Below are 22958 nucleotides of genomic sequence, written 5' to 3' on the forward strand. Positions count from 1 at the left end.
CCAAAAATAAAATGCTGTTAATTTAATACTTCCCACCCATGGGCTTTATAGATTTCCTTTCTTTCCTCAATAATGTTTCTATCTTCAGAATCAATAGATACGGTTTCGAGATAAGCAAGATAATAATTTTCTTCATAATTAAAGGATGCTTCTGTAACTGTATAAGCAGGGTCATTTCTATGATAGACACTATCTTCTATTGCATCTCCAATTCTAGGCAGAAAATCGACATCGGCATAGAGTTTACGAGCTGTCAAAGAATCACGAAACTTATGTTTATCTTTCAGATGAACATATTGTTGAATTATTAGATTCATTTTTATGTACCCTCCTTCGTTATATAAAGCTAGTATAGTATCACTTATTTTTAACATCAAGAAATATTTGACAAAATGAGCCAATGAGAGGTAAAGCATATGTTCGAAAAAAAATTAAACCTCACAACCTTGTTGGAACATGTTGATCCGTCATACCTGAATTACCAGGAGTGGGTCAATGTTGGCATGGCCCTCAAGTATGAAGGATACACAGCCAGCGACTGGGACGAGTGGAGCCGGCGGGACGGCGGGCGGTACCATCCGGGCGAATGCTTTAAAAAGTGGACCAGCTTCGAGGGTAACGGCAATCCGGTGACCGGGGCGACCATCACGCAGATGGCCAAGGATAACGGCTGGCTGCCGCGCTCCGCTTATGACCGGGAACTGGATTGGGACGATGAGATTTCCGGCAGCTCCGGTGATTATGTCGTCGTGGATAAGAATTGGATTGAAGGGAAAGAGATTCATGAACCCGCCGAATGGAACCCAGTGCAGCAGATAACAACGTATATAGGCGCTTTATTTGAAGCTTCTGAAAATGTGGGCTATGTGACAGAAGCCTGGCAAAGTGAAGAAGGGAAATGGCTACCCAACAAAGGCGCATACGACCGGACGGCGGGGGAGCTGATTGAGCTGCTGCATATGTGTGACGGCGATATCGGGCAAGTATTCGGGGATTACAAGCCGGAAGCGGGGGCCTGGATACGATTCAATCCGCTGGATGGCAAAGGCGTGAAGAACGAGAACGTGACGGAGTTCCGGTATGCCCTTGTCGAGTCCGACACTATGGACATTGAAAAGCAGAACGCTGTCATGCGGGAGCTGGAACTGCCGATTGCCGTTATGGTCTACAGCGGCGGGAAGAGCCTGCACGCCATTGTCAGGGTAGAGGCTGCCAATTACGACGAGTACCGCAAGCGGGTGGATTACCTCTATGATATCTGCCGGCGGAACGGTCTGGCCATCGACAAGCAAAACCGTAACCCGTCCCGGCTGTCCCGGATGCCGGGAGTGGAGCGGAACGGAAAGAAGCAATTCATCGTGGACACCAATCTGGGCAAGGCGAGCTGGGCGGAATGGCATGAATGGATTGAAGGCATCAATGATGATCTGCCCGATCCGGAGAGCCTGACAGAATCATGGGACAACATGCCGCCGTTGGCTCCTCCTTTAATAGAAGGGATGCTTCGGCAAGGTCATAAAATGCTCATGGCTGGACCGTCGAAGGCTGGGAAGAGCTTCGCACTGATTGAGCTGAGCATCGCTATAGCCGAGGGCATTAAGTGGCTGGCCTGGCAATGCACGAAGGGCAAGGTCCTATATGTCAATCTGGAGCTGGACCGGGCCAGTGCCCTGCACCGCTTCAAGGACGTATACAGAGCGCTGGGGATGCCGCCTCATAACATCGGGAACATAGACATTTGGAACCTGCGTGGTAAGTCGGTACCGATGGATAAGCTGGCGCCGAAGCTGATCCGGCGGGCGGCCAAGAAGAACTATATTGCGGTCATCATCGATCCCATTTATAAGGTGTTGACTGGGGATGAAAACAGCGCCGACCAGATGGCCCACTTTACGAACCAGTTTGACAAGATTGCCACGGAGCTGGGGGCCAGTGTCATTTACTGCCATCATCACAGCAAAGGCTCTCAGGGTGGCAAAAAGTCGATGGACCGGGCTTCCGGCAGCGGCGTATTCGCCCGCGATCCAGACGCTCTGATTGACCTGGTGGAGCTGGAGGTCACCGAGGCGCTGTACATGCAGGAAGAGAACAAGGCGATCTGCAGCATGTACAAAGGGCTGTTCCAGCAGTATAACCCGGCGTACCTGCAGGAACAGGTATCGCAGGATGATGAGCTCAGCGCGAAGGCTATGGAGGATCACGCCAAACGAGCGATGCCACATGTCATGGAGACTATCAAGCCGACCATAGAGCAAGCGCTTGAGGCCGTCCGGGCGCGTTCGGCGTGGCGTGTGGAAGGAACGCTGCGGGAATACGCCAAGTTCAAGCCGGTCAATATGTGGTTCCAGTATCCGGTGCATCGCGTTGATGACACGGGCAGCCTGAAGGATATCGAGCCGGAAGGTGAGTCCAAACCGCCATGGCAGAAGGCTACCGGGAAGCGGAAGAACAAGGCCAAGGAGGAGCGCCGGAGCAAAGCGGATGAGTTCGCGGACGTGGTAAGCAATTGTAATTTCGGTGAGCCGCCTACTGTTTTAGATGTCATAGCATGGTATGGATCAACCGGAAAAGAGGTTGCCGAACGCACCGTTAGAGATTGGATTAAACGGTATGGCTATGAAATTGATCGTTCATTGGGTTTCCGAATTGTTAAAAAAGAAGAAGAGTAATTGCGGCGGCGATCATCGTTTCATGGTCATTGCAAAATGTTGCGGCGACCATAAATTAATGATTGCCGCAAATTGCGAAACATGGTCGCCGCAATTCCGCAATAAGTTGCGGGGATTCTGATACGTCATGATTGCCGCAATATGTGGTGGCGACCACTATATATAAATATATAAGGATAAGGGAAGGGGGTATAAAAATCCCCCTTCCCCCTCCCCTACATTTATCACCGCGAAAAAAAAGTTAAAAGTAAAAAAATGGAAGGTGACGATATGCCGACTGAGTTCTTCATGCCGATGAAACCACCGACCGCTACACATCAAGAGAAGCAGGTTGCTGTCGTCGATGGTAAGCCAGTATTCTACGAGCCGGACGACTTGAAGGCCGCGAGGGCGAAGCTGACGGCTCACCTTGGAAAACATGTTCCGCAGAAGAAATATTCCGGTGTGGCACTCCGGGTAACAGTGAAGTGGCTGTTTCCGATTCCAGAAGGCAGCAAGCACTATGACGGGGAGTGGAAGAAGACCAAACCTGACACTCACAACCTGAATAAGCTGCCATTCGACATTATGACAAATTTAGGGTTCTGGAAAGATGACGCGCTTGTGGCAAGCGAAATCATAGAAAAGTTCTGGGCGAAGCTGCCGGGCATTTATATCAAAATCGAGGAGCTGTAGGCCGTGGACTATAAGGCACTGTTCTGGGATGTGTACCTGTGGACGCAGCAGGTCAACGAGGCAGCCGCCCGGCATGGGATGCAGAGCCCGGACTTTTGGCAATGGGTCGCTGACTCCACCGGCGCGATCTGCTGCAAATATAACGACCACCGGCTGGCCATCAAGCAAATGCTGATGATGATCGAATGGCTGGAAGAGGTGTATGAACAGCAGAGGGGACGAGGGTAATGATTTTGGTTTGCCTGGAGTGCGCTGCTGATATGACGGAGATCAAACCAAATGTATACCGCTGCCCGTGCTGTGGCTGGATAGCTGAGCAATTAACAATAAACAGAGAGGATGATCTGGATGAGTCCTGACCCTTTCTTTCAGGATATTCCGTGGGAGTTCATCACAGATGATAGTGGCAAGGTGATCGGAGAGGTCTTCCTGACTCTCCCGGATCCGCCACTCAGAAAGCGGCAGCTCAAGTGGGGTACCACAACCGCTAAGGGGGTGCACCAGTTATGTCAATGATTGACCGAACCAACGGGTCACGGGTGGGTTACTCCGGCACATCAATACCCAACCAAGCGATTGAATACAAGTCATACGGTTCCGGCACCGTCCGGGAATATACGCTGACGCCGGAGGAGCTGGAAGAGGTCCGGCAGAAGTATCCGGCCACGAAACGGGATAAAGCATTCAAAAAGCCGGTAGCACACAATCCAAGAGAAGATCGGTTTCCCCCGAAACAACAAAGCCAAAATACTGAGGAGGAACAGAATATGACAGGTCAACGAATGAGCAAAGAGGGACCCAGCAGCGGGCTGACCAAGCAGATATTTCTGGAGCAGATTGCTTCAGGGGAGACGGTGGCCAGCGTGGAAAAGGCGTGGGGGATGAAATACAATACGCTGTCTTTCTGGGTGAAGAAGTGGGATTTGAGAGGCATTAACGCAGTCAAAGCGCAGGAGCTGCTTGCAGGTGAGTCGCCCAGGGAAACCCAATTGCTCCGCGAAAAAGAGGCACTGCCGCCGGTGGGGCATCAGGCGGGAGAGGTCGAGCGCCTGAAGGCAGAGGTCGAACACTGGAAGGTCCAAGCAGCGGGCTGGAAGAAGGAAAAGGATGCAGCTTGTGAGTGGGGAGAAGAGCAGAGGAAAAAGGCTGTTGAAGCGGTAGCCCTTGCCGGCAAGGCTGCCGAGGAGTCTATGGCCAAGATCGAGCGGCTTACAGCAGCGCGCGACGGGGCCATTGCAGCGCGGGAAGCAGCCGAGCTCGATCTGGAGCAGACCGAGACCCGCTGCAGCCAGTATGCTCAATCCATCGACCAGCTTGCAACGGAGTGCGACGGGCTTCAGGAGGAAGTCAATCGCTTGATCACCGAGCGGGATGATCTGGTGGCCGAAGTGGAAGACCTGCGTGACGATATCCGTCGGTTACGAGAAATTCAAACTCTAGCAGCTGCGCCGGCCAGCGATGTGCACCTGCTGGACCGGAGCATCGCGGATCTGACGCGGGCCAAGTGGATTTTGAACCGGCTGACAGCTTCCGGCGAATAATACGACAGGGGGTCAGGCAACATGACAGAGCAGCAAGTGATTGACCAGCTCTCCAGCTACCGGGCAAAGCTGGCGAGGATCCAGGCCCTGGGGACATACAGCATAGGCAGCGGGATTCAGATCAGCCGGCTTTCCGAGGAGGACCATCTGCAGCAGCTTCACCGGCGGCTGCGGGGCTTGCCCAGTTACATGTACCTTGGCAAGCGTGATCAGGAGTTGGAGGCTACAGCGCACGCCTACCTGACGTTCTACCCGGCAGGCGTCCGGGCACAGCGAAACGCGATTTCCGACATTGGAGCTTACCAGGAGGACGATGAGCTGCTGCAGGAGCTGAGGGCCAAGATTGCTAAGGTGATCGATGCACGCGCCGGCAGCAAGTACGATCTGGACGAGGTACTGGACCGACTGAGTGAGCTGCAGGATCTGCAGGCAGAGATCAAGCGGATTGATGATCTGCTTTCGCTTCTGGAAGGGTATAAGCCGGATTACTCCAGAATCCTTTACCAGGACGTAATCAGCGGACGAAACTGGTCAGAAGTCGCGAAAGAAATGGCGTTATCCAAGAGCGTTTACTTCCGGTGGAAGAAGCATGCAATATCAGCCTTTATCAAACTGGCAGAATAAGGTGGGAATGAAACGGGAACGGAAAGGGAACACAAGCCATAATTTCCGTGTTATTATGATATTGTGAGAGAATTATAAGTACGAGTTAGAGCCGCTCGAAAGCGGCTCTTAAAATTGTTTAAAATCTAAACGAAACCATTGTCTTTTAATCTCCAGGCAATGGTTTCGTTTTTATACAACACAACGCGTATCATTTCTATTTTCTCGGGGTGTTAAACCTTCTAAAGAAGTTTCAAGTCATTAATTGCTATGAAACCTTGGTCACTTGTAATTTCTAACTTTAGAGTTAAAAAAGCACCTGGTTTTGATAATCTAATTACAGGCATTGTTAATATTTGGGAATTTTTAACATAGTACGTTACAGGTTCAGAGACTTGATCATAAGCTCCTCCATATTTCATCCCCCAAACAACAAAAGAATAAAATACTCCCGGTGCCCCTCCTTCGTAATGGGTGGTGATGTATAATCCCGAAACATTGGTTGCATCCGGGAATTGTATGTCTAGACTATCTGCAAATGAAGGATTATACCAGTAAGTGTTAATATTGGTATCCTTAACATTTTCAGGGATATAGTTTTCACTGTAAGGTGCTTGTACAGAAGTATTCACCGGAAGGGGGAAAACTTCATAAGAGCTAGCTGAAGTCAAACCAAATATCCTGGAGGAATTGTGGTTTGAAAAGTTGGATCTGAAAGCTGAATTGTTTGTTTGTTGATTTTGTGTAAGCATTTTTATGGGCCTCCTAATTAATTTATGACTTTATGTTGGCTTCCCCGATAGCATAATATGCATACAAATTTAAAAATCATAGTATTAAAGGAGGCCGCCTACATGGCGCTGACACCGAAACAAAAGCTTTTCGTGCAAGAATACCTGATCGACCTCAACGCCACGCAGGCGGCCATTCGAGCGGGATACAGCCCCAAGACGGCGGAACAGCAGGCAAGCAGGCTGTTAAGTAATGTTAAGGTGCAGGAAGCGATCAGAGAGGCGCAAAGCCATCGTGCAGCTCGCACCGAGATTACGGCTGACATGGTACTGCAGCGTTGGTGGGATATTGCTACTGCAGATCCTAATGAGCTGATCCATTTGCGCCGTCTGGCCTGCCGGTACTGTCACGGTAAGGATCATCAGTACCAATGGCTGGACGAAGAGGAGTATACTCAGGCCGTCAAGGATGCTATTGATTCCGCTGAATCCGAGTCAAAGAAGCAGGATAGGCCTGTCGAAGCGATTCTGCCATCTGAAGACGGGGGGTATGGTTTTGACCGCCTGGCTGATCCACACCCTAAATGTCCGAAGTGCCGAGGCGAGGGCCGCGCTGATCTGCATATCGAGGATACCCGCAAGCTGAAAGGCGGGGCGCGTCTCCTGTATGCTGGGATTAAGGAGAACAAGAACGGTATTGAGGTTATCATGCAGGACCAGGCCAAGGCCCTTGAAAACGTGGCGCGGCATCTTGGCATGTTTGTTGATAAGGTGCAGCACAGTGGCAATGTGGATCTTAACATGAATAACCCATACAAGGACTTGACCACTGAAGAACTACGGAAGCTGGCCCGTGATGGTTGATCTGACCGTAATCCGCCGTGGTGCCCGTGTGGAATTGGCCCGCCGTGAGTTTTTCAGCTTCTGCCAGGCCATGGCTCCAGATTTCTACCGGGATGATCGGCAGTATCTGATAGACCTGTGCGGGGAGCTGCAGGAGTTCTACGAATCCACAGACGATATACTGGTGGTCAATCTACCGCCCCGGCATGGGAAGAGCCGCACCGCTTCGATGTTTGCACAGTGGGTCTTTGGTAAGAATCTGATGGAGAAGGTCATGACAGGATCTTACAACGAAACATTGTCCACCACGTTCAGTAAGGCTGTGCGGGATGGCATAGGTACTATCAAGGCTGATGAGAATCGGATCGTATACAGCGATATCTTCCCCCAGGTGAGGATCAAGCGCGGGGACGGGGCCATGAACCTGTGGAGCCTGGAGGGTGGTTATAACAGCTATCTGGCCACGTCTCCCACGGGTACGGCAACCGGCTTCGGGGCAACTATCCTCATGATCGACGATCTGATCAAAAACGCCGAGGAAGCCAACAACGAAAACGTACTGGAGAAGCATTGGGAATGGTTCGTTAATACGATGCTGTCCCGGCTCGAAGAAGGCGGCAAGATAATCATCATCATGACCCGCTGGGCCACGGGAGACCTTGCAGGGCGGGCGCTGGAGCATTTTGCTGAGGAACATAAGCGGATACGACTCTTGACCATGAAGGCTTTACAGGATGATGGTACGATGCTCTGTTCAGACATCCTGTCCCGCGCTTCTTACGAAATGAAGTCCCGGGCCATGGGGGAGGATATCGCCAGCGCAAACTATCAGCAGATCCCGATAGATATCAAGGGTAAACTGTACAGCAGCTTTAAGACGTACACGCAGCTGCCCACGGATGGCCACGACGAGCCGCTGTTTACGGGGATCTATGCTTATTGCGATTCCGCTGACGAGGGTGATGATTACCTATGCAACATCATCTGGGGTGTGTACCAGAAAGAGGCGTATGTCTTAGACGTCATATATACTAAGCAACCTATGGAGATTACAGAGCCAGCCACAGCGCAGGCTCTTTTTGCGTTCAAGGTCAACAAGGCCCGCATTGAGTCCAATAACGGCGGTAAGGCCTTTGCGCGGAACATCAAGCGTATTCTGGAAACGGAGCTGAAGAGTAACCGGACCGATGTGAGCTGGTTCCACCAGTCGAAGAATAAGACGGCCAGAATCGTCAGTAACGCGACATGGGTTATGCAGCATATCTACTTCCCTGTGAACTGGCGGGATCGCTGGCCGGACTACTACAAGGCCATGACGAGCTATCAGCGGGAAGGCAAGAATGCTCATGATGACGCGCCGGATGCCACAACCGGTGTAGCCGAAACGATGTTCCTGTTAGGGGGTTAAGAGAGTGGGGTGGTTTAAGAACATGGTCATGAAAATGCTAAGGATCAACCCGGCGCCGGAAAGTCAGATTATCACGATCCAGGAGCCGTACAGCTATAAAGCCAACGTGCTGCGTAATCGGCTGTGGTATCGTGGCGATCCGTCCGAGCTGGATCAATTCTATAAGCAATCGGTGACAGACAGTGTAGGAAAATCCCGCTTCTGGGCGGCGGTGCCTACGGCTGGCCTTGGCATCCGGAAGATTCACAGCGGGCTCCCGGCCATGGTGGCGGATCGGCTCTCTGATATTGTGGTTGCCGATATGGACGCGATAACCCTGAAGGTGCAAGCTGAGACGGCCACATGGGAAAAGATCAGCGAGGACAACGACTTTCCAGAGCTGCTGGCCGGGGCTGTTACAGAGGCGCTGTTCGTGGGGGATGGGGCGTTCAAGATCACGGTGGACCCGGAACTAAGTGAGTATCCGCTGATAGAGTTTTACAGCGGTGATCAAGTAGAGTACAAGCGCACCCGTGGCAGGCTGCAGGAGGTCATTTTCTGGACGGACTATACCGTGAGCAGTAAGGATTACCGGTTGGAGGAGACATTTGGGCTGGGGTACATCCGCAGCCGGTTACTTGACGCCTACGGCAAAGAGGTGCCACTATCCGTTGTGCCAGAGACGGCCCAGCTCAAGCCGGAAATCACTTATGACGGTGACTTTATCATGGCTGTGCCGCTCATGGTGTTTAAGTCTACCAAGTGGCCAGGTCGAGGGAAGTCACTGTTTGACACCAAATCAGACAATTTTGACGCGCTTGATGAGGTGGTCAGCCAGTGGATGGATGCAATACGCTCCGGGCGGGTACAGAAATACATTCCCGAGGACATGATTCCGAAAAATCCAGAAACCGGGGAGCTGATGCGACCTAACCCGTTTGATAATCAGTTTATTCGGATTAATAGCACCTTTGCAGAGGAGGCCAAAGGGCAGATCAACCTTGTGCAGCCTCAGATCCTCTATGAGGCGTTCGTGGCTTCCTACGCTTCAGCCGTTGACATGTGTCTGCAGGGCATTATATCGCCCAGCACTTTAGGCATCGACTTGAAAAAGACCGATAACGCGGAGGCCCAGCGGGAGAAGGAAAAGGCCACGTTATACACCCGGGGCAAGATCGTGGAACGGCTGAATGAGGTCATTCCTCAGCTGGTGCAGACGGTGCTAAAGGTGTATGACACGATGCAGAGCCGCGCAGCAGGCAAGTATGAGGCCAGCGTGACCTTCGGGGAGTATGCCAGCCCGAGCTTTGACGCCGTTGTCGAGACGGTCGGCAAGGCGCGGACATTTGGCGTCATGTCCATAGAACGTGCCGTAGAGGAAATGTACGGCGACACCTGGACCGCTGAGGAAAAGGCCGAGGAGGTCGCCAGGCTGAAGGCGGAGCAGGCCCCACCTACCTTTGACGAACCAGGAGCTAACCGTGACGCTCCTCCAGGTGAGAATGAGGATGATACGGGCGGCGAAGATGAATGAGGAAATATGACATTCGCGGTATCTACGCTCAGATGGAGATTGACCTGATAGCCAGCATGAAGCGGAATCTGACCCGTCATGAGAATGAGGAAAAGAAATTAGGCTTTAAATGGCCACAATGGCAGCAGAAGAAGCTTGAGGATTTGCAGCAATACAAGAAAGAGGCCGCTCAGATCGTCAAGAAGGCAGAGCCTGTTATCGAACAGGCCGTCGAGCAGGAGATCAAAGGGGGCTTCTTTGCGGGGATTAAGCGGACAGCCATGAAACTCCTGGGGAAATTCATGCCGCTGCCGCGCAAATTGAATATCCCTGATGTTTCTGACGAGAACTTTTTCAAGCTGAACGAAGGCCGCGTCAATGCACTGGTAGAAGCGACTCAGGGTGAGCTTAAGGCTGCCCGCTTTGCCATTCTGCGGCAATCTGACGATGTATTTCGGCAAACTATATTCAAGTCCCAGGTCTATCTAAATTCTGGTGCTGCTTCTCTTGGCCAGGCTATTGATATGGCCACACGGGACTTTCTGGATAAAGGATTAGATTACATCACCTATTCAAATGGGCGCCGAGTGAATGTCGCTTCCTATGCCGAGATGGCGTTACGTGCCTCTTCCCAGCGCGCTGTCTTTGCAGGGGAGGGAGCTAAGCGGCAGCAGATGGGCAATCCGTTCGTCGTGGTATCGGCTCATAACAACTGCTCAGAGCTGTGCCTGCCCTGGCAGGGTAAAGTATACATTGATGATGTATACAGCGGTGGCAAGGCTTCTGATGGTCCGTATCCGCTACTCAGCAAGGCAATGGCCGCCGGATTGTTTCACCCTCACTGTCGCCATAACATGACCACATTTGTGCCAGGCGTCAGCCGGATGCCGGAGCCAGTAGACAATACCGAAGCTTTGGCAAACTACAAGGCCGAACAGCGCCAGCGGTACATGGAGCGGCAGATCCGCAGATACAAGCGCCGCGAGGCTGGCAGTGTGGACCCAGACAACCAAGCTGCAGCAGCCGTTAAGGTCAAGGAGTGGCAGGGCAAGCTGAGAAATCATCTTAAGACAAACGAGCATCTGCGCCGTGATCCAAACCGAGAGAAAATCCTGGGCGGTGTTTCTCAGGCTGAACATAATGAACTCTTGAAATTGGCGGCTAAAAATGCCAAGATTAAGGAAACCCGAGCGCACATTCGTTCGGAAGCTCAGCCAAAGAAAATTCTAACAGGGCAGCAGAACAAGCATATACCAGGGACACATGAGTATAAGCAATATCAGGCGAAGTACGAGAAGAAGGGAGAAACTGGCCCATCGTATCTTACGATTCCACCTGATCAGATTGAGCCCTTGGTTAAGCAATACGCGGGTACGGGCGAAATTAGGCTGAACAACAAAGGTGAATGGAACCATAAAGAAACAATTATGACCAATGATGCGGTGATCGGTAAAGCTGTGAACAATCTGACAGGCGCGGAAGCTGATACTACTGTGTTCATGATTCATTATGCTAAAGATGGAGTTCATGTCGTACCGGCTTACCCAAGTCTAAAGAAAGGGAAGGGAAATGATGGATTATCATGATCTGATCGGTGAGCGGGTCAAAGTGGTGGATAAAGACGGCGATGTCTATATTGGTCCGCTCATCACCTATGAGGTTGGCTTGGACAGTGACGAAGATTTTGATTCAATCGGCATTAAAACAGGGGAAGGCTATTACGAATCAGTACCTATTCCTGACATTGTAAGTTGCGAAGTTTTAGAAGATTGAAGCACTCACGCATATAGCGAGGGTGCTTTTTTGATGGGCTCCGGTTGAGACTGCCGGGGCCTATTTGCTCATGGGCCGGAGCATAGCGGCCCGCTCCCGTAGCTGGAGAGCAGCTATAAAAATCTATGGAGGTTGATGAACAATGGAATGGCTGAAGGAACTGCTGAAAAAAGCAGGCGTTGAAGAATCGAAGGTAGACGGCCTAATTGGTGACGTGAATAAAGAGCTGCCGAAGCATTTTGTTCCGAAGTCACAATACAACGAGCTGACTGATACCAAGAAGAAGCTGGAGAAGGACATCACAGACCGGGATACACAGCTTGAAGCACTCAGCAAGGATGCAGGTGCTTCCGAGACGCTGAAAGCCGAGATTGCCCGTCTACAAGGCGAGAACAAGACCACCAAGGAGAAATATGAAGCGGATCTGAAGGACATGACTTTGAACAATGCCATCACGGCCGCACTAAACGGCAAGGTTCATAACGAGAAGGTCGTCACTGGGCTGATCGACAAGAACAAACTGGTGATTGGTGACGACGGCAAGGTGGTGGGCCTGGATGAGCAGTTAACCACGCTTAAGACTTCTGACGCTTACCTGTTCAAGCCTGATGAGCCTGGTGCTGGTGGAGGTCCTGGCGGCTTTCGTGTTGGCGGCGGCGGTAATGGTAGTGGAGCTGGACAAGCAACCAATGAACAGCTGGCCAGCATTTTCGGTGTCGCAGATAGCAAGCAATTTTAATTAACGAGGAGAGATGTATAAATGCCTTACAACTACGTAGACAGCTTTTTGACGGTGCTGCAGCAGAAATACACGAAGGAATTGACATCAAGTGGATTGACCACTCAGAACGCGATCTTTGTCAACGCCAAAACGATCAAGATTCCGCGCTTGGATGTGGCGGGATATAAGAACCACAGCCGGGCAGGCGGGTGGAACCGGCAAGCCGTATCAAATGATTTTGAGCTGAAGGTGCTGACCTTTGACCGTGACGTGGAATTTTACGTTGACGCGATGGACGTGGATGAGACGAACCAAATCGTATCTGCAGCAAACCTGACAAATGTCTTTGAGACCGAGCAGGCCATCCCTGAACTGGACAAATACCGATACAGCAAGATTTATGCGGATTATGTGGCCCTGGGCAAGACTCCGGACACTACAGTCATTACAGCAGCTAATGCGCTTCAGGTCTTCGACCAGCTCATGGAGAATATGGACGAGGCAGAAATCCCGTTGGAAGGCCGTATCCTTTATGTGACCCCTGCCATTTACAAGCTGCTGAAGCAGGCAGAGGATGTACAGCGGTTTATCAGTGTGCAGTCCAACAACGGTACTGTTGATCGTTCTGTTCGCAAGCTGGACGATGTGACGCTGGTCCAGGTTCCATCCAGCCGCATGAAGACAATCTACGATTTCACTAACGGCGCGGTTCCGGGCGTAGGGGCCAAACAAATCAATATGATCCTGATTCACCCTAGCTGTGTCCTTGCTCCAATCAAACACACTGCCATTTACCTGTGGGAGCCTGGAAGTCATACAGGCGGAGACGGTTTCTTGTACCAAAACCGCCGTTACACCGATTTGTTCTTGATCGAGCGTAAAGCGGCTGCTATTCAGATAAATGTAGCGCCCTAATTAGAGAGGAGAATGACCATGCTATATGCAGTTAAAGGCAATACCCAGTTAAAGATTGATGAGGCCGAGCGTGCGGACTATCTGAAGCTGGGATATGACATTGCGGAGGTTGACGGGGATAAGCTGGCAACCGTCGAAACCTCACCAGCAAAGACAGTGCCTTATGCTGAACACAAAAAGGCTCTTGATGAAATCGAAGAGCTTAAGACACAGTTGGCCGATGCCAAGAAGTCAACAAAGAAGGAGGCTTAATCCATGGCAATCACCATAGCGGATATAAAAAAGCGTTCTATGCCAATCGGCAAGATCCGGGCGGTGATTCAGTACCTGGAAGAGAACCCGGCTGGTGGCGGTAGCGGATCGGTAACTTGGGCGAGTATTACAGGCAAACCTGCAGTAATTGCGGCTGGAGCGGATGCTGCTGCGGCACGGACGGCTATAGGTGCTGGCACACCATACACCTTGCCTGCTGCAACAGCATCCGTTATTGGTGGGGTCAAGCAGGCAGCGACACAGGCCAATAGTACGGCTACGGATGTGGCGGGGGTAGTAGCTGACCTTAATGCCATGTTAGCCAAGCTTAAAGCAGCTGGCATTATGGCGTAAGAAGGTGATCCCATGGCTTACGCAACAGTAGAGGAGTACGCACAGTATGGTGACGGCAGTATCCCAACAGAGGCGCTGCCTGCTGCCCTGGAGCGGGCCAGTGATCAGATTGACGCTCTGACCTATAACCGGATTGCAGCACGCGGCATGGCGGGTCTGACGGCCTTCCAGCGGCTAAAGGTGGTAAAAGCGGTCTGCCAGCAGGCAGAGTTCTATCATGCCTACGGTGATTACCTAACCTTTCCCTTGTCCGGTTACTCAGCCGGTAGCGTGTCGCTGTCGTTCAAGGCAATAGAGGGAGCAGGAGGCATCCAGACCACGGAAGCCGTGACGAGCCTCCTAGCCTCCACAGGGCTGACGAGCAGGAGGTTATGTTGATGATGCGTGGGAAGCTGCCGTTTCCAAAGTGGATATTAAAAACGCCTGTCGAAGTCTTCAGGACACGTACAAGCGAAGATGGGGAGCCTGTTGAAGAGTTAATCTTCAGCGGGCTTTGTTCATATGACGCTAGATCCAAACAGAAGCTGGACAAAGAGCGCCGCCTGGTGACGCTGGCCGGTAAAGTGATTATTCAAGGGGATATACTCCCCGGGGAACTGATCGAGGGGCTTGTGCGGATCGACGGGGCCGAGCGGAACATATTTAGCGCTTTACGCCCGCCGAACCCTGACGGCAGCGTGTTCAGCACGGAATTGGAGCTGATGTAATGGTCAAGGTCAAGACAAAGATGAATCCGCGGGCTATGCAGCGGCTGAGTGGCGCACCTGCCCGGGCGCTAGAGCTGACCATCCAGGGAGCCAAGGACAGTATATTGTCCGATATCATGGCCGCCGAGGTGGTGCCGAAGCAGACCGGGGAGCTGGAGCGCAGCGCGACAATCGACGCCAGCAAGTCCAAACGGGGCAAGGTAACAATCACCTATGATACGCCATACGCGCGTCGGCTTTATTGGCATCCGGAATACAGCTTTAGAAAAGATAAGAACCGGCACGCTCAAGGGGAATGGCTGCGGGCGTGGGCTGAAGGTAAGAAGACCCGGGGCGTGACTAAGGCCTTTAAGGAATTGCTGAAGAAGCTGGCAGGGGGATTTATCCGATGATGACACTGGCAGCGGTAAGGGATTGGTTGAAGACGCAGGTGGATTGCCAGAATTGGTACATCGGAAAGGCAGATACCAGTAAGCAGCAATGTATCAGCCTGTATAACATTAATAACGGTACGCCGGTACTGGCTATAGGCGGGCTGGATAATACCAGTTATGCGGTCAAAGCGGTATCCATACTGGTACATTGGAGTAAAAACGCAGATACGGCGGAGCGTAAGGCCCAGGAGGTCTATGCTGCGCTATTTGGGCAGTCTGCGGTCATTGGAGGTAAGCGGGTGATTAACTTCCAGCTGCGGACGCCTGAACCTGTCAGCGTGGGCACAGATGATGCTGGGATATACGAATACGTGATTGAGTTCACGATCTATTACGAAAGGTAGTGAGATTATGGCAGGAACAGGTGTTTTCCCCGTTCATAACAACGTTTTTAAAATCGGCATTAAGGGCCGCAGTTCCGCTGCTGCGGATATGGTTACCATTAAGGACCTGGAGAACTTCGCCCCGGCTATTGATGGTAACACGGAAGAGTGGTCTCCAATGGATCAGGGCGGTTGGACCCGTCGGGCGGTCACTGGTAAGGGCCTGACCATCAGCTTTAGTGGCAAACGTAACTACGGCGATCCTGGAAATGACTACGTTGCGGGGCTGATGATCGGGACCGGTCAGGAAGTTGAAACTAAATTTGAATGGACGATGCCAAGCGGTGCGAAGCTGACCATGGATTGTGTCATTAACTTGACCACTCCGGCCGGCGGCGATAGCACAAACATTGACGGTTTGGAATTTGAATTGTTGTCTGATGGTAAACCAACATTTTCACCGGCACCAGCCGGAGGAGGAGCATAATCAATGACAAACATTGTTAATATTACGGATAAATTCACCAAAGAAGATAAAGGTATACTCCAGATCGGGAATAAAAAGTACGAGATTGATAAGTCCGTTGAAGCTGTTATGCGCTTTGAAGAACTGGCCGATGATCAACGTGTTAAAGCGGTGGTTGCCGCACTCGAAGGAGCACTAGGCGAAAAAGCATCAAAAGAGATCGGGGTTAGAAAAATGGGCGCCGAAAACTTGAAGGTACTTTTGTCTGGAGTGACGGCCGCCATGCAAGGCATATCGTTTGAGGAAGTCGCTGCCCGATTTCAACAGCAGTAATCGAACAGAAAGCTGGTATGACTTGCGCGAGGATTGGCCTCTGGTGGAAGCGAGTTTGGCCAAACAGTATGGTATCCGTATTCGACAGCACGGGGACATGCCTTGGGACGAGTTTTGCTCTCTTATAGCTGGTCTGATGCCAGATACTCCACTGGGTAGCATCGTGACTATCCGCTCGGAGAAGGACCCGAAGGTGATTAAGTCTTTTAGCGCAGATCAGCGGCGGATATACAATGACTGGCGCAATCGTCAGGCTAAGCTAAAGCTACTGGATGAGGTTGCCCTGGATAATCAAATGAAGAGATTAGAGGCTACAATGGCCCGAATGTTCGGAGGTGGCGTGTAAATGGCAGGCAGTAGCGCAGGACGCATAGATTTAGATTTAGAGCTAAATTATGGAGCCTTCCAGCGCCAGCTCTCCGGCATAGCGGGTACGGCAAATGGTATGGTGGGAAGTGCATTTAAAGGCCTTGGCGGGATTATCGCTGGGGCCTTTGCTGTTGGTGGGCTGGTCCATTTCGGAAAGACGGCCATCGGACTGGCATCTGATCTGCAAGAAGTGCAAAACGTTGTAGATGTGACCTTTGGAGCAATGGCCCAGGACATTAATAACTGGTCCACAAGTCTGATCGATGATTTCGGGCTGTCGGAGCTGGCAGGAAAAAAATACGCCTCTACCATGGGTGCCATGCTTAAATCTTCCGGAATGACCGGGCTGCAAATGGAGCAAATGTCTAAGCAGTTGACAGAACTGTCGGCGGACATGGCCTCTTTTTATAACCTTTCCAATCAAGAAGCTTTTGAGAAGGTATTCAGTGGTATGACCGGGGAAACGGAGCCGCTGAAGGCGCTGGGGATTAATATGTCCGTGGCCAACATGGAAGCATACGCAATGTCCCAGGGCATTGATAAAGCGTGGAACAGTATGTCTCAACTGGAGCAGACCACTCTTCGGGCTAGTTACCTCATGAAGACCACAGCAGACGCCCAGGGCGACTTCGCCCGGACGTCAAATAGCTGGGCCAACCAGGTCAAGGTCATGGGAGAGCAGTGGCGAATTTTCCAGGGGACGATGGGCGCAGGCTTTATCAACATCCTGACTCCTGTCCTGCGCGGCCTGAACTGGCTGATTGCTAAGCTGCAGGTGGCCGCAGCCTACTTCAAGGCATTCACGGAGCTTATCTTTGGGAATGCTGCAGGCGGATCCTCTGGCGGTGTAGCCGCGCAGCCGATCAGTGACATGGGCACAGCTGCAGGAGACACGGCTGGTGCGCTGGGTGATCTGGGCGGCGCAGCTGATAAGACCGGCAAAAAGGCCAAGAAGGCAGGCAAGGATGTTAAGGGTAGCCTGGCTGGGTTTGACCAGCTCAATATTTTGGCGGACAGCGCCGCAGGTGCCCTGGATGATGCGGCGGGCAGTGTTGCTGGAGTTGGTGCTGGACTAGGCGCAGGTCTTGGGGGCGGCTTCGGGGACATCGATTTGGGGGCACCTGACATTAATGTAGACCCGATTAATGCAAAGGTAGCCGCATGGGTTGAGGGGTTGAAGGTTTCCTTTAATACTGCCCGAAAAGCTGTTTCTGACGCATGGGTTAATGTTCAGCCGTTGTTCCAGCCGTTAATAGATGCAATGACGCCTATCGACCAGTCTGTAACTAATATGGGTAATACGTTCCTACGTTTAATGAACGATGTGCTGAAACCGTTGGCTACTTACATTGTCGGTGATTTTATCCCTACAGTAGTAACGTCTACTCTTCAAAACTTTGTTCCGGTTTTCGCGGATGCACTTGTCGGAGCCTTTGATCTGGCGGATAAAACCTTTGCGAATCTCACCACAACTCTAACAGACCTGACAAATAGCACATGGTTGCCAAACATGGAAATCATGAAAAACGCATTGGTTTCAAATATGCCACTAATGGCAACGGCCGTGAATAGTCTTATCCAGGATACTTTGCTGCCAGCAGCGGACTTTTTCGCAAACGATTTTGTAATGCCGATATTTAAATCAGTGGTGGAAACTTTTGTTCCAGTTATCACAAATACGGCGGTAAACGCTGTTAACGTATTCACTAACACACTCACAAACTTTGCGGGGCGAGCCAAAGAGTTGTGGGAAGGCACCTTGATGCCGCAGTTTACTAGGCTGCGGGATGTAATTCTCGAAATAATGCCTCAGATCGGGGGAGCGGTTGACAAACTACTCAATGAAATCCTAATACCTTTTGTTGATTACGCGGTTAATGACTTCATCATGCCCATCGCTCAAAAGATCACAGAGGTTCTTGCTCCAGTATTTACTGACATACTGGTGACCGCGTTTCAGGAAGCGTCAAGCGCTTTTGAATGGGCAGTTGATATGATCGTAGATATTTACAATACGTTAATCAAACCCACATTTGATCTGATTAAACAGATCGTGCTTGATGTACTCGACATCATTAAAAAAGCTTGGGATGAACACGGGCAGAAGATTCTTGATGGGGTGAAGGAATTTCTGAATAACGTTAAAAATACCCTGAAAAAGCTATGGGATGAAGTGCTGAAGCCGATCATTGAACCGTTTTTGAAAACCATGAAAGAGCTGTGGGAAGGGACTATAAGCAAAATTATCGACAAAGTTGTTAACCTGGTAGCAAAGCTGATTGAGTCAGCACTGGAAATTTACAATGACTTTATCAGCCCTTTAATAAATTTCGTTATCGACCTACTGGCCCCGGCTTTCGTCAAAGGATTTAATATAGCCCTTAATATTGTCAAGACAGTTATCGAAGGTATAGGAGAATTCATATCTGGGTTACTGGATGCGCTTGACGGTTTGATCGATTTTGTCACGGGGGTATTCACGGGCAACTGGTCTAAGGCGTGGGAAGGAGTCAAGAAGATATTTAAGGGTGTATTTGACAGCCTTTGGGGTATCGTTAAGATTCCGCTGAACCTGATCATTGATGGCATCAACCATGTCATAGACGCTTTGAATAGTATTAGTATCGATATACCGGAAATTGATGTGTTTGGTAAGAAAGTTGGCGGCGGGAGTATTGGCATCAACCTGAATCATATACCTCCTCTGGCTAGGGGCGGTATCATCAGTACTCCTACCATCGCGCAGATCGGTGAACGGGGTACCGAAGCTGTGGTACCTTTGGAGAACACGCCGTTTGTCGATAAACTAGCCAGCGCTTTAGGTACTGCCGTACTGACTGCAATGCAGATGGGGCAAGCCTCAAGCAGTACGTCAGACCCATACTCACAACAGGAGACAACCCTACAAATCGACGGCGTAACCTTGGCGAGGGTATTGGCCCCGTACCTTGCACAAGAGAACAAACGTACGGGTAGCGCAATCATCCGAAACGTGACCACGGCCAGATAGGGGGTAAATTATGATAAGTATTAATGGCGTCACATTGCCCTCCCCGACGAAATATCAGGTGTATATCCAGGACTTGAGCAAGGGAGAGCGAAACGTCAATGGCCTGTTGCTCCTTGAACGAATAGCGACCAAGCGAAAAATTGATCTTTCTTGGAAAATGCTTTCGCCATCCCAGTATGCAACCATATTGAGACTGGTCTCTCCGGTGTTTTTTAATGTGCAATATCAAGATCCGGAAGACGCGACTACAAGGTCAGGCACATTTTACGCTGGGGATAGAAGCATCGGGGCATTGAACTACACCAACGGCATTGTGCAATACAACGAGTTATCTTTTAGCATCATTGAAAGGTAGGTAAGCGGCCATGTTCAAGGTATCTAATCTTTATAAAAAAGCCGTATACGCACCTGAAAGAAAGACGTCTGCTCAAGTGGAGTTTCAGATTTTGAACAACGAAGCCTACGGGAAAGTTGCCTCTATTGAGGCGCCTTCCCAGGCTCCGCAGAGCCGGGCAAATCAAGTCGTAAACAAGCGCCGGGCCATGTCAAAGAAGTATGCCACCTTTGAGCGTAGTTACTGGCGCATGGATGGTAGTTTCTGCATAATGCCAAAACCGACACAGAACACAAACAGCGAAGTAGGTTGGTGGAGCGATGTAATTGCCTATGACAACGCCACGTATGCAGAGAATCCTTTTCTTAAGATCAAGCTGGCAGAATCAATAGACTCTATCGGGTTGACAATATCCTTTGACCAGATGACAAATGAATACCCGGTTGACTTTGACATTGAGTTTTTGAAGGGCGAAGGGAAGGTGCACCTTGAATCCGTCACGGGGAATACTTTATCTACCTATATCTACCCTACCCCAATAGCTCAATATGACACGGTAATAGTAACCATCAAAAAATGGTGCCGGGGCAATCGCCGGGCGAGAATTACAGAAATAGACTTCGGCACCATTCAAGTCTATGACGGGAATAAACTGATGTCAGTTTCCTTGCTTGAGGAAATGAATGTTGTGGGTGACACCCTGCCGTCAAACGAAATCAGATTCACCATTGACAATACAGACAGACAATTCAACATCCTTAACCCGCAGGGCTATTATCGGTTCCTTGAACGAAACCAAGAGGTAAGCCTGTCTATAGGGCTTGAAGTCGTACCGGGTACTTATGAGTATGTCAACATAAGACGGTATTATCTAACTGACTGGCAGAGTGATGAAGGTACATCAACGGCTACATTTACCGCACGTGATTTTCTTGATGCCCTTGAAACAACCGATTATATCAGTTTGGCAAATACAAATCTGTACGCCTTGGCAGAAGATATCTTCCTGAAAGCAGGCATTACGGCTTACAACATTGACCCCGGTTTGCAGGCAATACCCACACAAGGCTTCAAGTCAAAAATCAGTTCCAGAAAAGCCTTACAGTGCATCGGCATAGCGGGTATGGCTGCGGTGTATCAGGATCGTGATAGCGGAATACCTACTATCCGTAGATTTGCTGAGATTGACACCCGTACAACCTTTCTCAATTTTGCAGGGGAGCCTGGTATGATTTCCGGTAAGCAGACCTATGTTTACGCTGACGGCGATTATCTCATGAAGGGAATCGACTTTGACAACGCTTATAAGGTTCCTCAAATTAAGCTGGCTGACCCCGTTCAGAACGTAGATATGGCCGTCACAGTTTATCAAGAGGATAAATTTGATCAAGTATTAAATACAACTATGACTGTAAAGGGAACGGTTACGGTGTTCTTTGAATATCAAAGCCCCGTTACAGCCAGTTCTGCAATGCTCAATCTTACCGGGGCCACCAGCCACGCTATATTAAAACGTTACGATTCGGGTATGGACGTATCCATAACGGCAGATGGCGAAGTCACTATCGTTATATCGGGCAAGGTGCTGGCCGACACGGTAACGGTTTATCGTTTGGGTAATAGTAACATCAAAGAGGGGGTAACACTGCTTATTGAAAACCCCTTAATTAATACAGCTGATCATGCCTTAACAGTAGGAAAATGGATTTCTTCTGAGTTCGCAGCGCGTGCCGAATACTCTATTAACTGGCGACAAAACCCGGCCCTGGAGTGCGGGGATATTGTACTGGTCGAAGATATTTTTGGCCATAAAAAACAGTCGCGCATAACAAAACAGGAATACAATTTTGCTGGTTATCTTGGCGGCAACTCATCGACAAAGGGGTCGGTTTAAATGGAGACATGGGGCGTGCAGTCAAGCAGCAGCAGCGGTAACAAAAAGCAGACGATAAAGGCAGAGGGTACAATATCACTGTTTCCGCGAAACAGTGAAGCAGAGCGTACACCATACAACCTTGATGTTATTACAGGTATGCGCGGAGACTTGCCCTTTACAGAGGTATGGCTTTTCATTAATGCTTATTACGATCACGATGCTAAACGGTATAAACGGTTTAATCTTGATAACTTTTCTTTTGGCCTTCAGATGCAGGGTGGGGGCACATATCCTGGTGAAGAACATTTCGGTGACTTTATCAATCAGGGTGTTAATATATGGAAAGCTAATGGACGCAATGCCTATGGCAAGGATGACCCCGAGCGAGATAAAGTAACTGAAGAAATAGGCGATATGGTTAACGGGGTATGGACCGAGTTCGGTATTTTCAAAGGTTGGACAAATGCCTTCATGGTTGATGCATACGGGGGCATGACGATTGGGGGCGCAGGCTTTGAAATTGATGGTAACGGGGTGTTCCCTTATAAACGCTTATCGTTGGGTAAATTTCAGGGCGGTAACGACATACCCAGCACAGACCCAACAACTTACGTCTATGCCTATAACGGTACTCTCTGGAATGCTTATCACGGTCTGTTTGACAGTGACCAGAAGGCTAGGAACAGTTACTATTGGGGCATGAAGTCAAATATAGACTATTACGACAACGGCTCATTTAACCCCGGTTCGGGTACCGCTAGTATGGAGGACGGAGCGACTAAATGGGTCTTGATGAAGAGGCCCAAGAATCAGCCTCACACCGTCCAGAAATGGCAGGAATTATTTTCTGTTGATTCTGACGGACATGCTTGGTCTGGTGTGCGCCGCATTCCTGACATAACCGTAGTGAAGGCGGACATTGTCAATACCACAGATTTTAACATGAACTACCCCGACACCACATGGACGAAGGATAATACTTTTATTGTGGCCGTTCGTGGTGTACTGCCTGACGGTAACACTAAACAGATGGGCGCCATAAACGCCACATTCACACCGTTTGGTATATTCGGGTATCTCGGCGGGGAATTCGCTTCTGCTGAAATACTCATATCTAAATACAAGTAGG

At 50.3% G+C, this 22958-nt stretch carries 27 protein-coding genes; 25 read left to right on the forward strand and 2 right to left on the reverse strand.

What is annotated here, in order from left to right:
• Window positions 1-17 precede the first annotated feature (17 nt).
• Entirely contained in the window at window positions 18-317 is a 300-nt protein-coding gene (locus tag PRIO_RS01005) for a hypothetical protein (RefSeq protein WP_046500869.1), read from the reverse strand.
• Between the two features lie 99 nt (window positions 318-416).
• Here PRIO_RS01005 and PRIO_RS01010 point away from each other — a divergent pair, with 99 nt between their 5' ends.
• The 5 genes from PRIO_RS01010 (at window position 417) to PRIO_RS01030 (ending at window position 5509) form a co-directional block, all read left to right on the forward strand.
• Complete coding sequence (locus PRIO_RS01010) at window positions 417-2669, forward strand: AAA family ATPase (RefSeq protein WP_020425896.1); 2253 nt, start codon at window positions 417-419, stop codon at window positions 2667-2669.
• Window positions 2670-2939: 270 nt separating this feature from the next.
• Complete coding sequence (locus PRIO_RS01015) at window positions 2940-3344, forward strand: RusA family crossover junction endodeoxyribonuclease (RefSeq protein WP_020425897.1); 405 nt, start codon at window positions 2940-2942, stop codon at window positions 3342-3344.
• A 3-nt stretch (window positions 3345-3347) separates the two neighbouring features.
• On the forward strand, window positions 3348-3572 hold the full coding sequence (locus tag PRIO_RS01020) for a hypothetical protein (RefSeq protein ID WP_020425898.1): 225 nt from the start codon (window positions 3348-3350) through the stop codon (window positions 3570-3572).
• 278 nt (window positions 3573-3850) lie between these two features.
• Window positions 3851-4885 carry a hypothetical protein gene (locus tag PRIO_RS01025; protein ID WP_020425901.1) on the forward strand — a complete coding sequence of 345 codons (1035 nt, stop codon included), beginning with the start codon at window positions 3851-3853 and terminating at the stop codon, window positions 4883-4885.
• Window positions 4886-4906: 21 nt separating this feature from the next.
• Window positions 4907-5509 carry a hypothetical protein gene (locus PRIO_RS01030; RefSeq protein ID WP_020425902.1) on the forward strand — a complete coding sequence of 201 codons (603 nt, stop codon included), beginning with the start codon at window positions 4907-4909 and terminating at the stop codon, window positions 5507-5509.
• 221 nt (window positions 5510-5730) lie between these two features.
• Here PRIO_RS01030 and PRIO_RS01035 read toward each other — a convergent pair whose 3' ends face one another.
• Window positions 5731-6240, reverse strand: a complete 510-nt coding sequence (locus PRIO_RS01035) for a hypothetical protein (RefSeq protein ID WP_046500873.1) — start codon at window positions 6238-6240, stop codon at window positions 5731-5733.
• Between the two features lie 102 nt (window positions 6241-6342).
• Here PRIO_RS01035 and PRIO_RS01040 point away from each other — a divergent pair, with 102 nt between their 5' ends.
• The 20 genes from PRIO_RS01040 to PRIO_RS01140 all read left to right on the forward strand — a co-directional run bounded on the left by PRIO_RS01040 (window position 6343) and on the right by PRIO_RS01140 (window position 22957).
• Entirely contained in the window at window positions 6343-7083 is a 741-nt protein-coding gene (locus tag PRIO_RS01040; RefSeq protein WP_020425903.1) for a terminase small subunit, read from the forward strand.
• Entirely contained in the window at window positions 7076-8470 is a 1395-nt protein-coding gene (terL, locus tag PRIO_RS01045) for a phage terminase large subunit (protein WP_020425904.1), read from the forward strand. Before PRIO_RS01040 ends, terL begins: the two co-directional genes overlap by 8 nt.
• A 4-nt stretch (window positions 8471-8474) precedes the next feature.
• Window positions 8475-9983: a phage capsid protein gene (locus PRIO_RS01050; RefSeq protein ID WP_020425905.1), complete on the forward strand. Its 1509-nt coding sequence runs from the start codon at window positions 8475-8477 to the stop codon at window positions 9981-9983.
• Window positions 9980-11548 (forward strand): phage minor capsid protein, encoded by a 1569-nt coding sequence (locus PRIO_RS01055; RefSeq protein ID WP_046500875.1) that lies wholly within the window; start codon window positions 9980-9982, stop codon window positions 11546-11548. The genes PRIO_RS01050 and PRIO_RS01055 overlap by 4 nt, the downstream gene beginning before the upstream one ends.
• On the forward strand, window positions 11532-11735 hold the full coding sequence (locus tag PRIO_RS01060; RefSeq protein ID WP_141639038.1) for a hypothetical protein: 204 nt from the start codon (window positions 11532-11534) through the stop codon (window positions 11733-11735). Before PRIO_RS01055 ends, PRIO_RS01060 begins: the two co-directional genes overlap by 17 nt.
• Window positions 11736-11877: 142 nt before the next feature.
• Window positions 11878-12474, forward strand: a complete 597-nt coding sequence (locus PRIO_RS01065) for a phage scaffolding protein (protein ID WP_020425996.1) — start codon at window positions 11878-11880, stop codon at window positions 12472-12474.
• A 21-nt stretch (window positions 12475-12495) separates the two neighbouring features.
• The gene (locus PRIO_RS01070) at window positions 12496-13371 is read left to right on the forward strand and encodes a hypothetical protein (protein WP_020425997.1); all 876 of its coding nucleotides are present in this window, start codon (window positions 12496-12498) and stop codon (window positions 13369-13371) included.
• An 18-nt stretch (window positions 13372-13389) separates the two neighbouring features.
• Complete coding sequence (locus tag PRIO_RS01075) at window positions 13390-13623, forward strand: hypothetical protein (RefSeq protein WP_020425998.1); 234 nt, start codon at window positions 13390-13392, stop codon at window positions 13621-13623.
• A 39-nt stretch (window positions 13624-13662) separates the two neighbouring features.
• A complete protein-coding gene (locus tag PRIO_RS34505) occupies window positions 13663-13977 on the forward strand; it encodes a head fiber protein (protein WP_331709841.1) in 315 nt (104 codons plus the stop codon).
• Between the two features lie 12 nt (window positions 13978-13989).
• Window positions 13990-14355 carry a head-tail connector protein gene (locus tag PRIO_RS01090; RefSeq protein ID WP_020425738.1) on the forward strand — a complete coding sequence of 122 codons (366 nt, stop codon included), beginning with the start codon at window positions 13990-13992 and terminating at the stop codon, window positions 14353-14355.
• Window positions 14355-14684 (forward strand): hypothetical protein, encoded by a 330-nt coding sequence (locus PRIO_RS01095; protein WP_020425739.1) that lies wholly within the window; start codon window positions 14355-14357, stop codon window positions 14682-14684. The genes PRIO_RS01090 and PRIO_RS01095 overlap by 1 nt, the downstream gene beginning before the upstream one ends.
• The gene (locus tag PRIO_RS01100; RefSeq protein ID WP_020425740.1) at window positions 14684-15076 is read left to right on the forward strand and encodes a hypothetical protein; all 393 of its coding nucleotides are present in this window, start codon (window positions 14684-14686) and stop codon (window positions 15074-15076) included. Before PRIO_RS01095 ends, PRIO_RS01100 begins: the two co-directional genes overlap by 1 nt.
• Complete coding sequence (locus tag PRIO_RS01105) at window positions 15073-15462, forward strand: minor capsid protein (protein WP_020425741.1); 390 nt, start codon at window positions 15073-15075, stop codon at window positions 15460-15462. Before PRIO_RS01100 ends, PRIO_RS01105 begins: the two co-directional genes overlap by 4 nt.
• 7 nt (window positions 15463-15469) lie before the next feature.
• A complete protein-coding gene (locus tag PRIO_RS01110; protein WP_020425742.1) occupies window positions 15470-15928 on the forward strand; it encodes a phage tail tube protein in 459 nt (152 codons plus the stop codon).
• A gap of 3 nt (window positions 15929-15931) precedes the next feature.
• On the forward strand, window positions 15932-16240 hold the full coding sequence (locus PRIO_RS01115) for a hypothetical protein (RefSeq protein WP_020425743.1): 309 nt from the start codon (window positions 15932-15934) through the stop codon (window positions 16238-16240).
• A gap of 43 nt (window positions 16241-16283) precedes the next feature.
• Window positions 16284-16586 carry a Gp15 family bacteriophage protein gene (locus tag PRIO_RS01120; protein WP_231869920.1) on the forward strand — a complete coding sequence of 101 codons (303 nt, stop codon included), beginning with the start codon at window positions 16284-16286 and terminating at the stop codon, window positions 16584-16586.
• The gene (locus PRIO_RS33595; protein WP_020425745.1) at window positions 16587-19619 is read left to right on the forward strand and encodes a phage tail protein; all 3033 of its coding nucleotides are present in this window, start codon (window positions 16587-16589) and stop codon (window positions 19617-19619) included. It abuts the gene before it with no gap.
• Window positions 19620-19629: 10 nt separating this feature from the next.
• On the forward strand, window positions 19630-19974 hold the full coding sequence (locus PRIO_RS01130) for a DUF6711 family protein (RefSeq protein ID WP_020425746.1): 345 nt from the start codon (window positions 19630-19632) through the stop codon (window positions 19972-19974).
• A gap of 10 nt (window positions 19975-19984) precedes the next feature.
• A complete protein-coding gene (locus PRIO_RS01135; protein ID WP_020425747.1) occupies window positions 19985-21847 on the forward strand; it encodes a hypothetical protein in 1863 nt (620 codons plus the stop codon).
• Entirely contained in the window at window positions 21848-22957 is a 1110-nt protein-coding gene (locus PRIO_RS01140) for a hypothetical protein (protein WP_020425748.1), read from the forward strand.
• The last annotated feature ends 1 nt before the right edge of the window (window position 22958 follow it).

Source organism: Paenibacillus riograndensis SBR5, assembly GCF_000981585.1.
Classification (GTDB): domain Bacteria; phylum Bacillota; class Bacilli; order Paenibacillales; family Paenibacillaceae; genus Paenibacillus_AQ; species Paenibacillus_AQ riograndensis.

Excerpts from the sequence above, each read along its gene's own strand:
- PRIO_RS01005 (WP_046500869.1), bottom strand. The coding sequence starts at position 317 with ATGAATCTAATAATTCAACAATATGTTCATCTGAAAGATAAACATAAG.
- PRIO_RS01010 (WP_020425896.1), top strand. The coding sequence starts at position 417 with ATGTTCGAAAAAAAATTAAACCTCACAACCTTGTTGGAACATGTTGAT.
- PRIO_RS01015 (WP_020425897.1), top strand. The coding sequence starts at position 2,940 with ATGCCGACTGAGTTCTTCATGCCGATGAAACCACCGACCGCTACACAT.
- PRIO_RS01025 (WP_020425901.1), top strand. The coding sequence starts at position 3,851 with ATGTCAATGATTGACCGAACCAACGGGTCACGGGTGGGTTACTCCGGC.
- PRIO_RS01030 (WP_020425902.1), top strand. The coding sequence starts at position 4,907 with ATGACAGAGCAGCAAGTGATTGACCAGCTCTCCAGCTACCGGGCAAAG.
- PRIO_RS01035 (WP_046500873.1), bottom strand. The coding sequence starts at position 6,240 with ATGCTTACACAAAATCAACAAACAAACAATTCAGCTTTCAGATCCAAC.
- PRIO_RS01040 (WP_020425903.1), top strand. The coding sequence starts at position 6,343 with ATGGCGCTGACACCGAAACAAAAGCTTTTCGTGCAAGAATACCTGATC.
- terL (WP_020425904.1), top strand. The coding sequence starts at position 7,076 with ATGGTTGATCTGACCGTAATCCGCCGTGGTGCCCGTGTGGAATTGGCC.
- PRIO_RS01055 (WP_046500875.1), top strand. The coding sequence starts at position 9,980 with ATGAGGAAATATGACATTCGCGGTATCTACGCTCAGATGGAGATTGAC.
- PRIO_RS01060 (WP_141639038.1), top strand. The coding sequence starts at position 11,532 with ATGATGGATTATCATGATCTGATCGGTGAGCGGGTCAAAGTGGTGGAT.
- PRIO_RS01065 (WP_020425996.1), top strand. The coding sequence starts at position 11,878 with ATGGAATGGCTGAAGGAACTGCTGAAAAAAGCAGGCGTTGAAGAATCG.
- PRIO_RS01070 (WP_020425997.1), top strand. The coding sequence starts at position 12,496 with ATGCCTTACAACTACGTAGACAGCTTTTTGACGGTGCTGCAGCAGAAA.
- PRIO_RS01075 (WP_020425998.1), top strand. The coding sequence starts at position 13,390 with ATGCTATATGCAGTTAAAGGCAATACCCAGTTAAAGATTGATGAGGCC.
- PRIO_RS34505 (WP_331709841.1), top strand. The coding sequence starts at position 13,663 with ATGCCAATCGGCAAGATCCGGGCGGTGATTCAGTACCTGGAAGAGAAC.
- PRIO_RS01090 (WP_020425738.1), top strand. The coding sequence starts at position 13,990 with ATGGCTTACGCAACAGTAGAGGAGTACGCACAGTATGGTGACGGCAGT.
- PRIO_RS01095 (WP_020425739.1), top strand. The coding sequence starts at position 14,355 with ATGATGCGTGGGAAGCTGCCGTTTCCAAAGTGGATATTAAAAACGCCT.
- PRIO_RS01100 (WP_020425740.1), top strand. The coding sequence starts at position 14,684 with ATGGTCAAGGTCAAGACAAAGATGAATCCGCGGGCTATGCAGCGGCTG.
- PRIO_RS01105 (WP_020425741.1), top strand. The coding sequence starts at position 15,073 with ATGATGACACTGGCAGCGGTAAGGGATTGGTTGAAGACGCAGGTGGAT.
- PRIO_RS01110 (WP_020425742.1), top strand. The coding sequence starts at position 15,470 with ATGGCAGGAACAGGTGTTTTCCCCGTTCATAACAACGTTTTTAAAATC.
- PRIO_RS01115 (WP_020425743.1), top strand. The coding sequence starts at position 15,932 with ATGACAAACATTGTTAATATTACGGATAAATTCACCAAAGAAGATAAA.
- PRIO_RS33595 (WP_020425745.1), top strand. The coding sequence starts at position 16,587 with ATGGCAGGCAGTAGCGCAGGACGCATAGATTTAGATTTAGAGCTAAAT.
- PRIO_RS01130 (WP_020425746.1), top strand. The coding sequence starts at position 19,630 with ATGATAAGTATTAATGGCGTCACATTGCCCTCCCCGACGAAATATCAG.
- PRIO_RS01135 (WP_020425747.1), top strand. The coding sequence starts at position 19,985 with ATGTTCAAGGTATCTAATCTTTATAAAAAAGCCGTATACGCACCTGAA.
- PRIO_RS01140 (WP_020425748.1), top strand. The coding sequence starts at position 21,848 with ATGGAGACATGGGGCGTGCAGTCAAGCAGCAGCAGCGGTAACAAAAAG.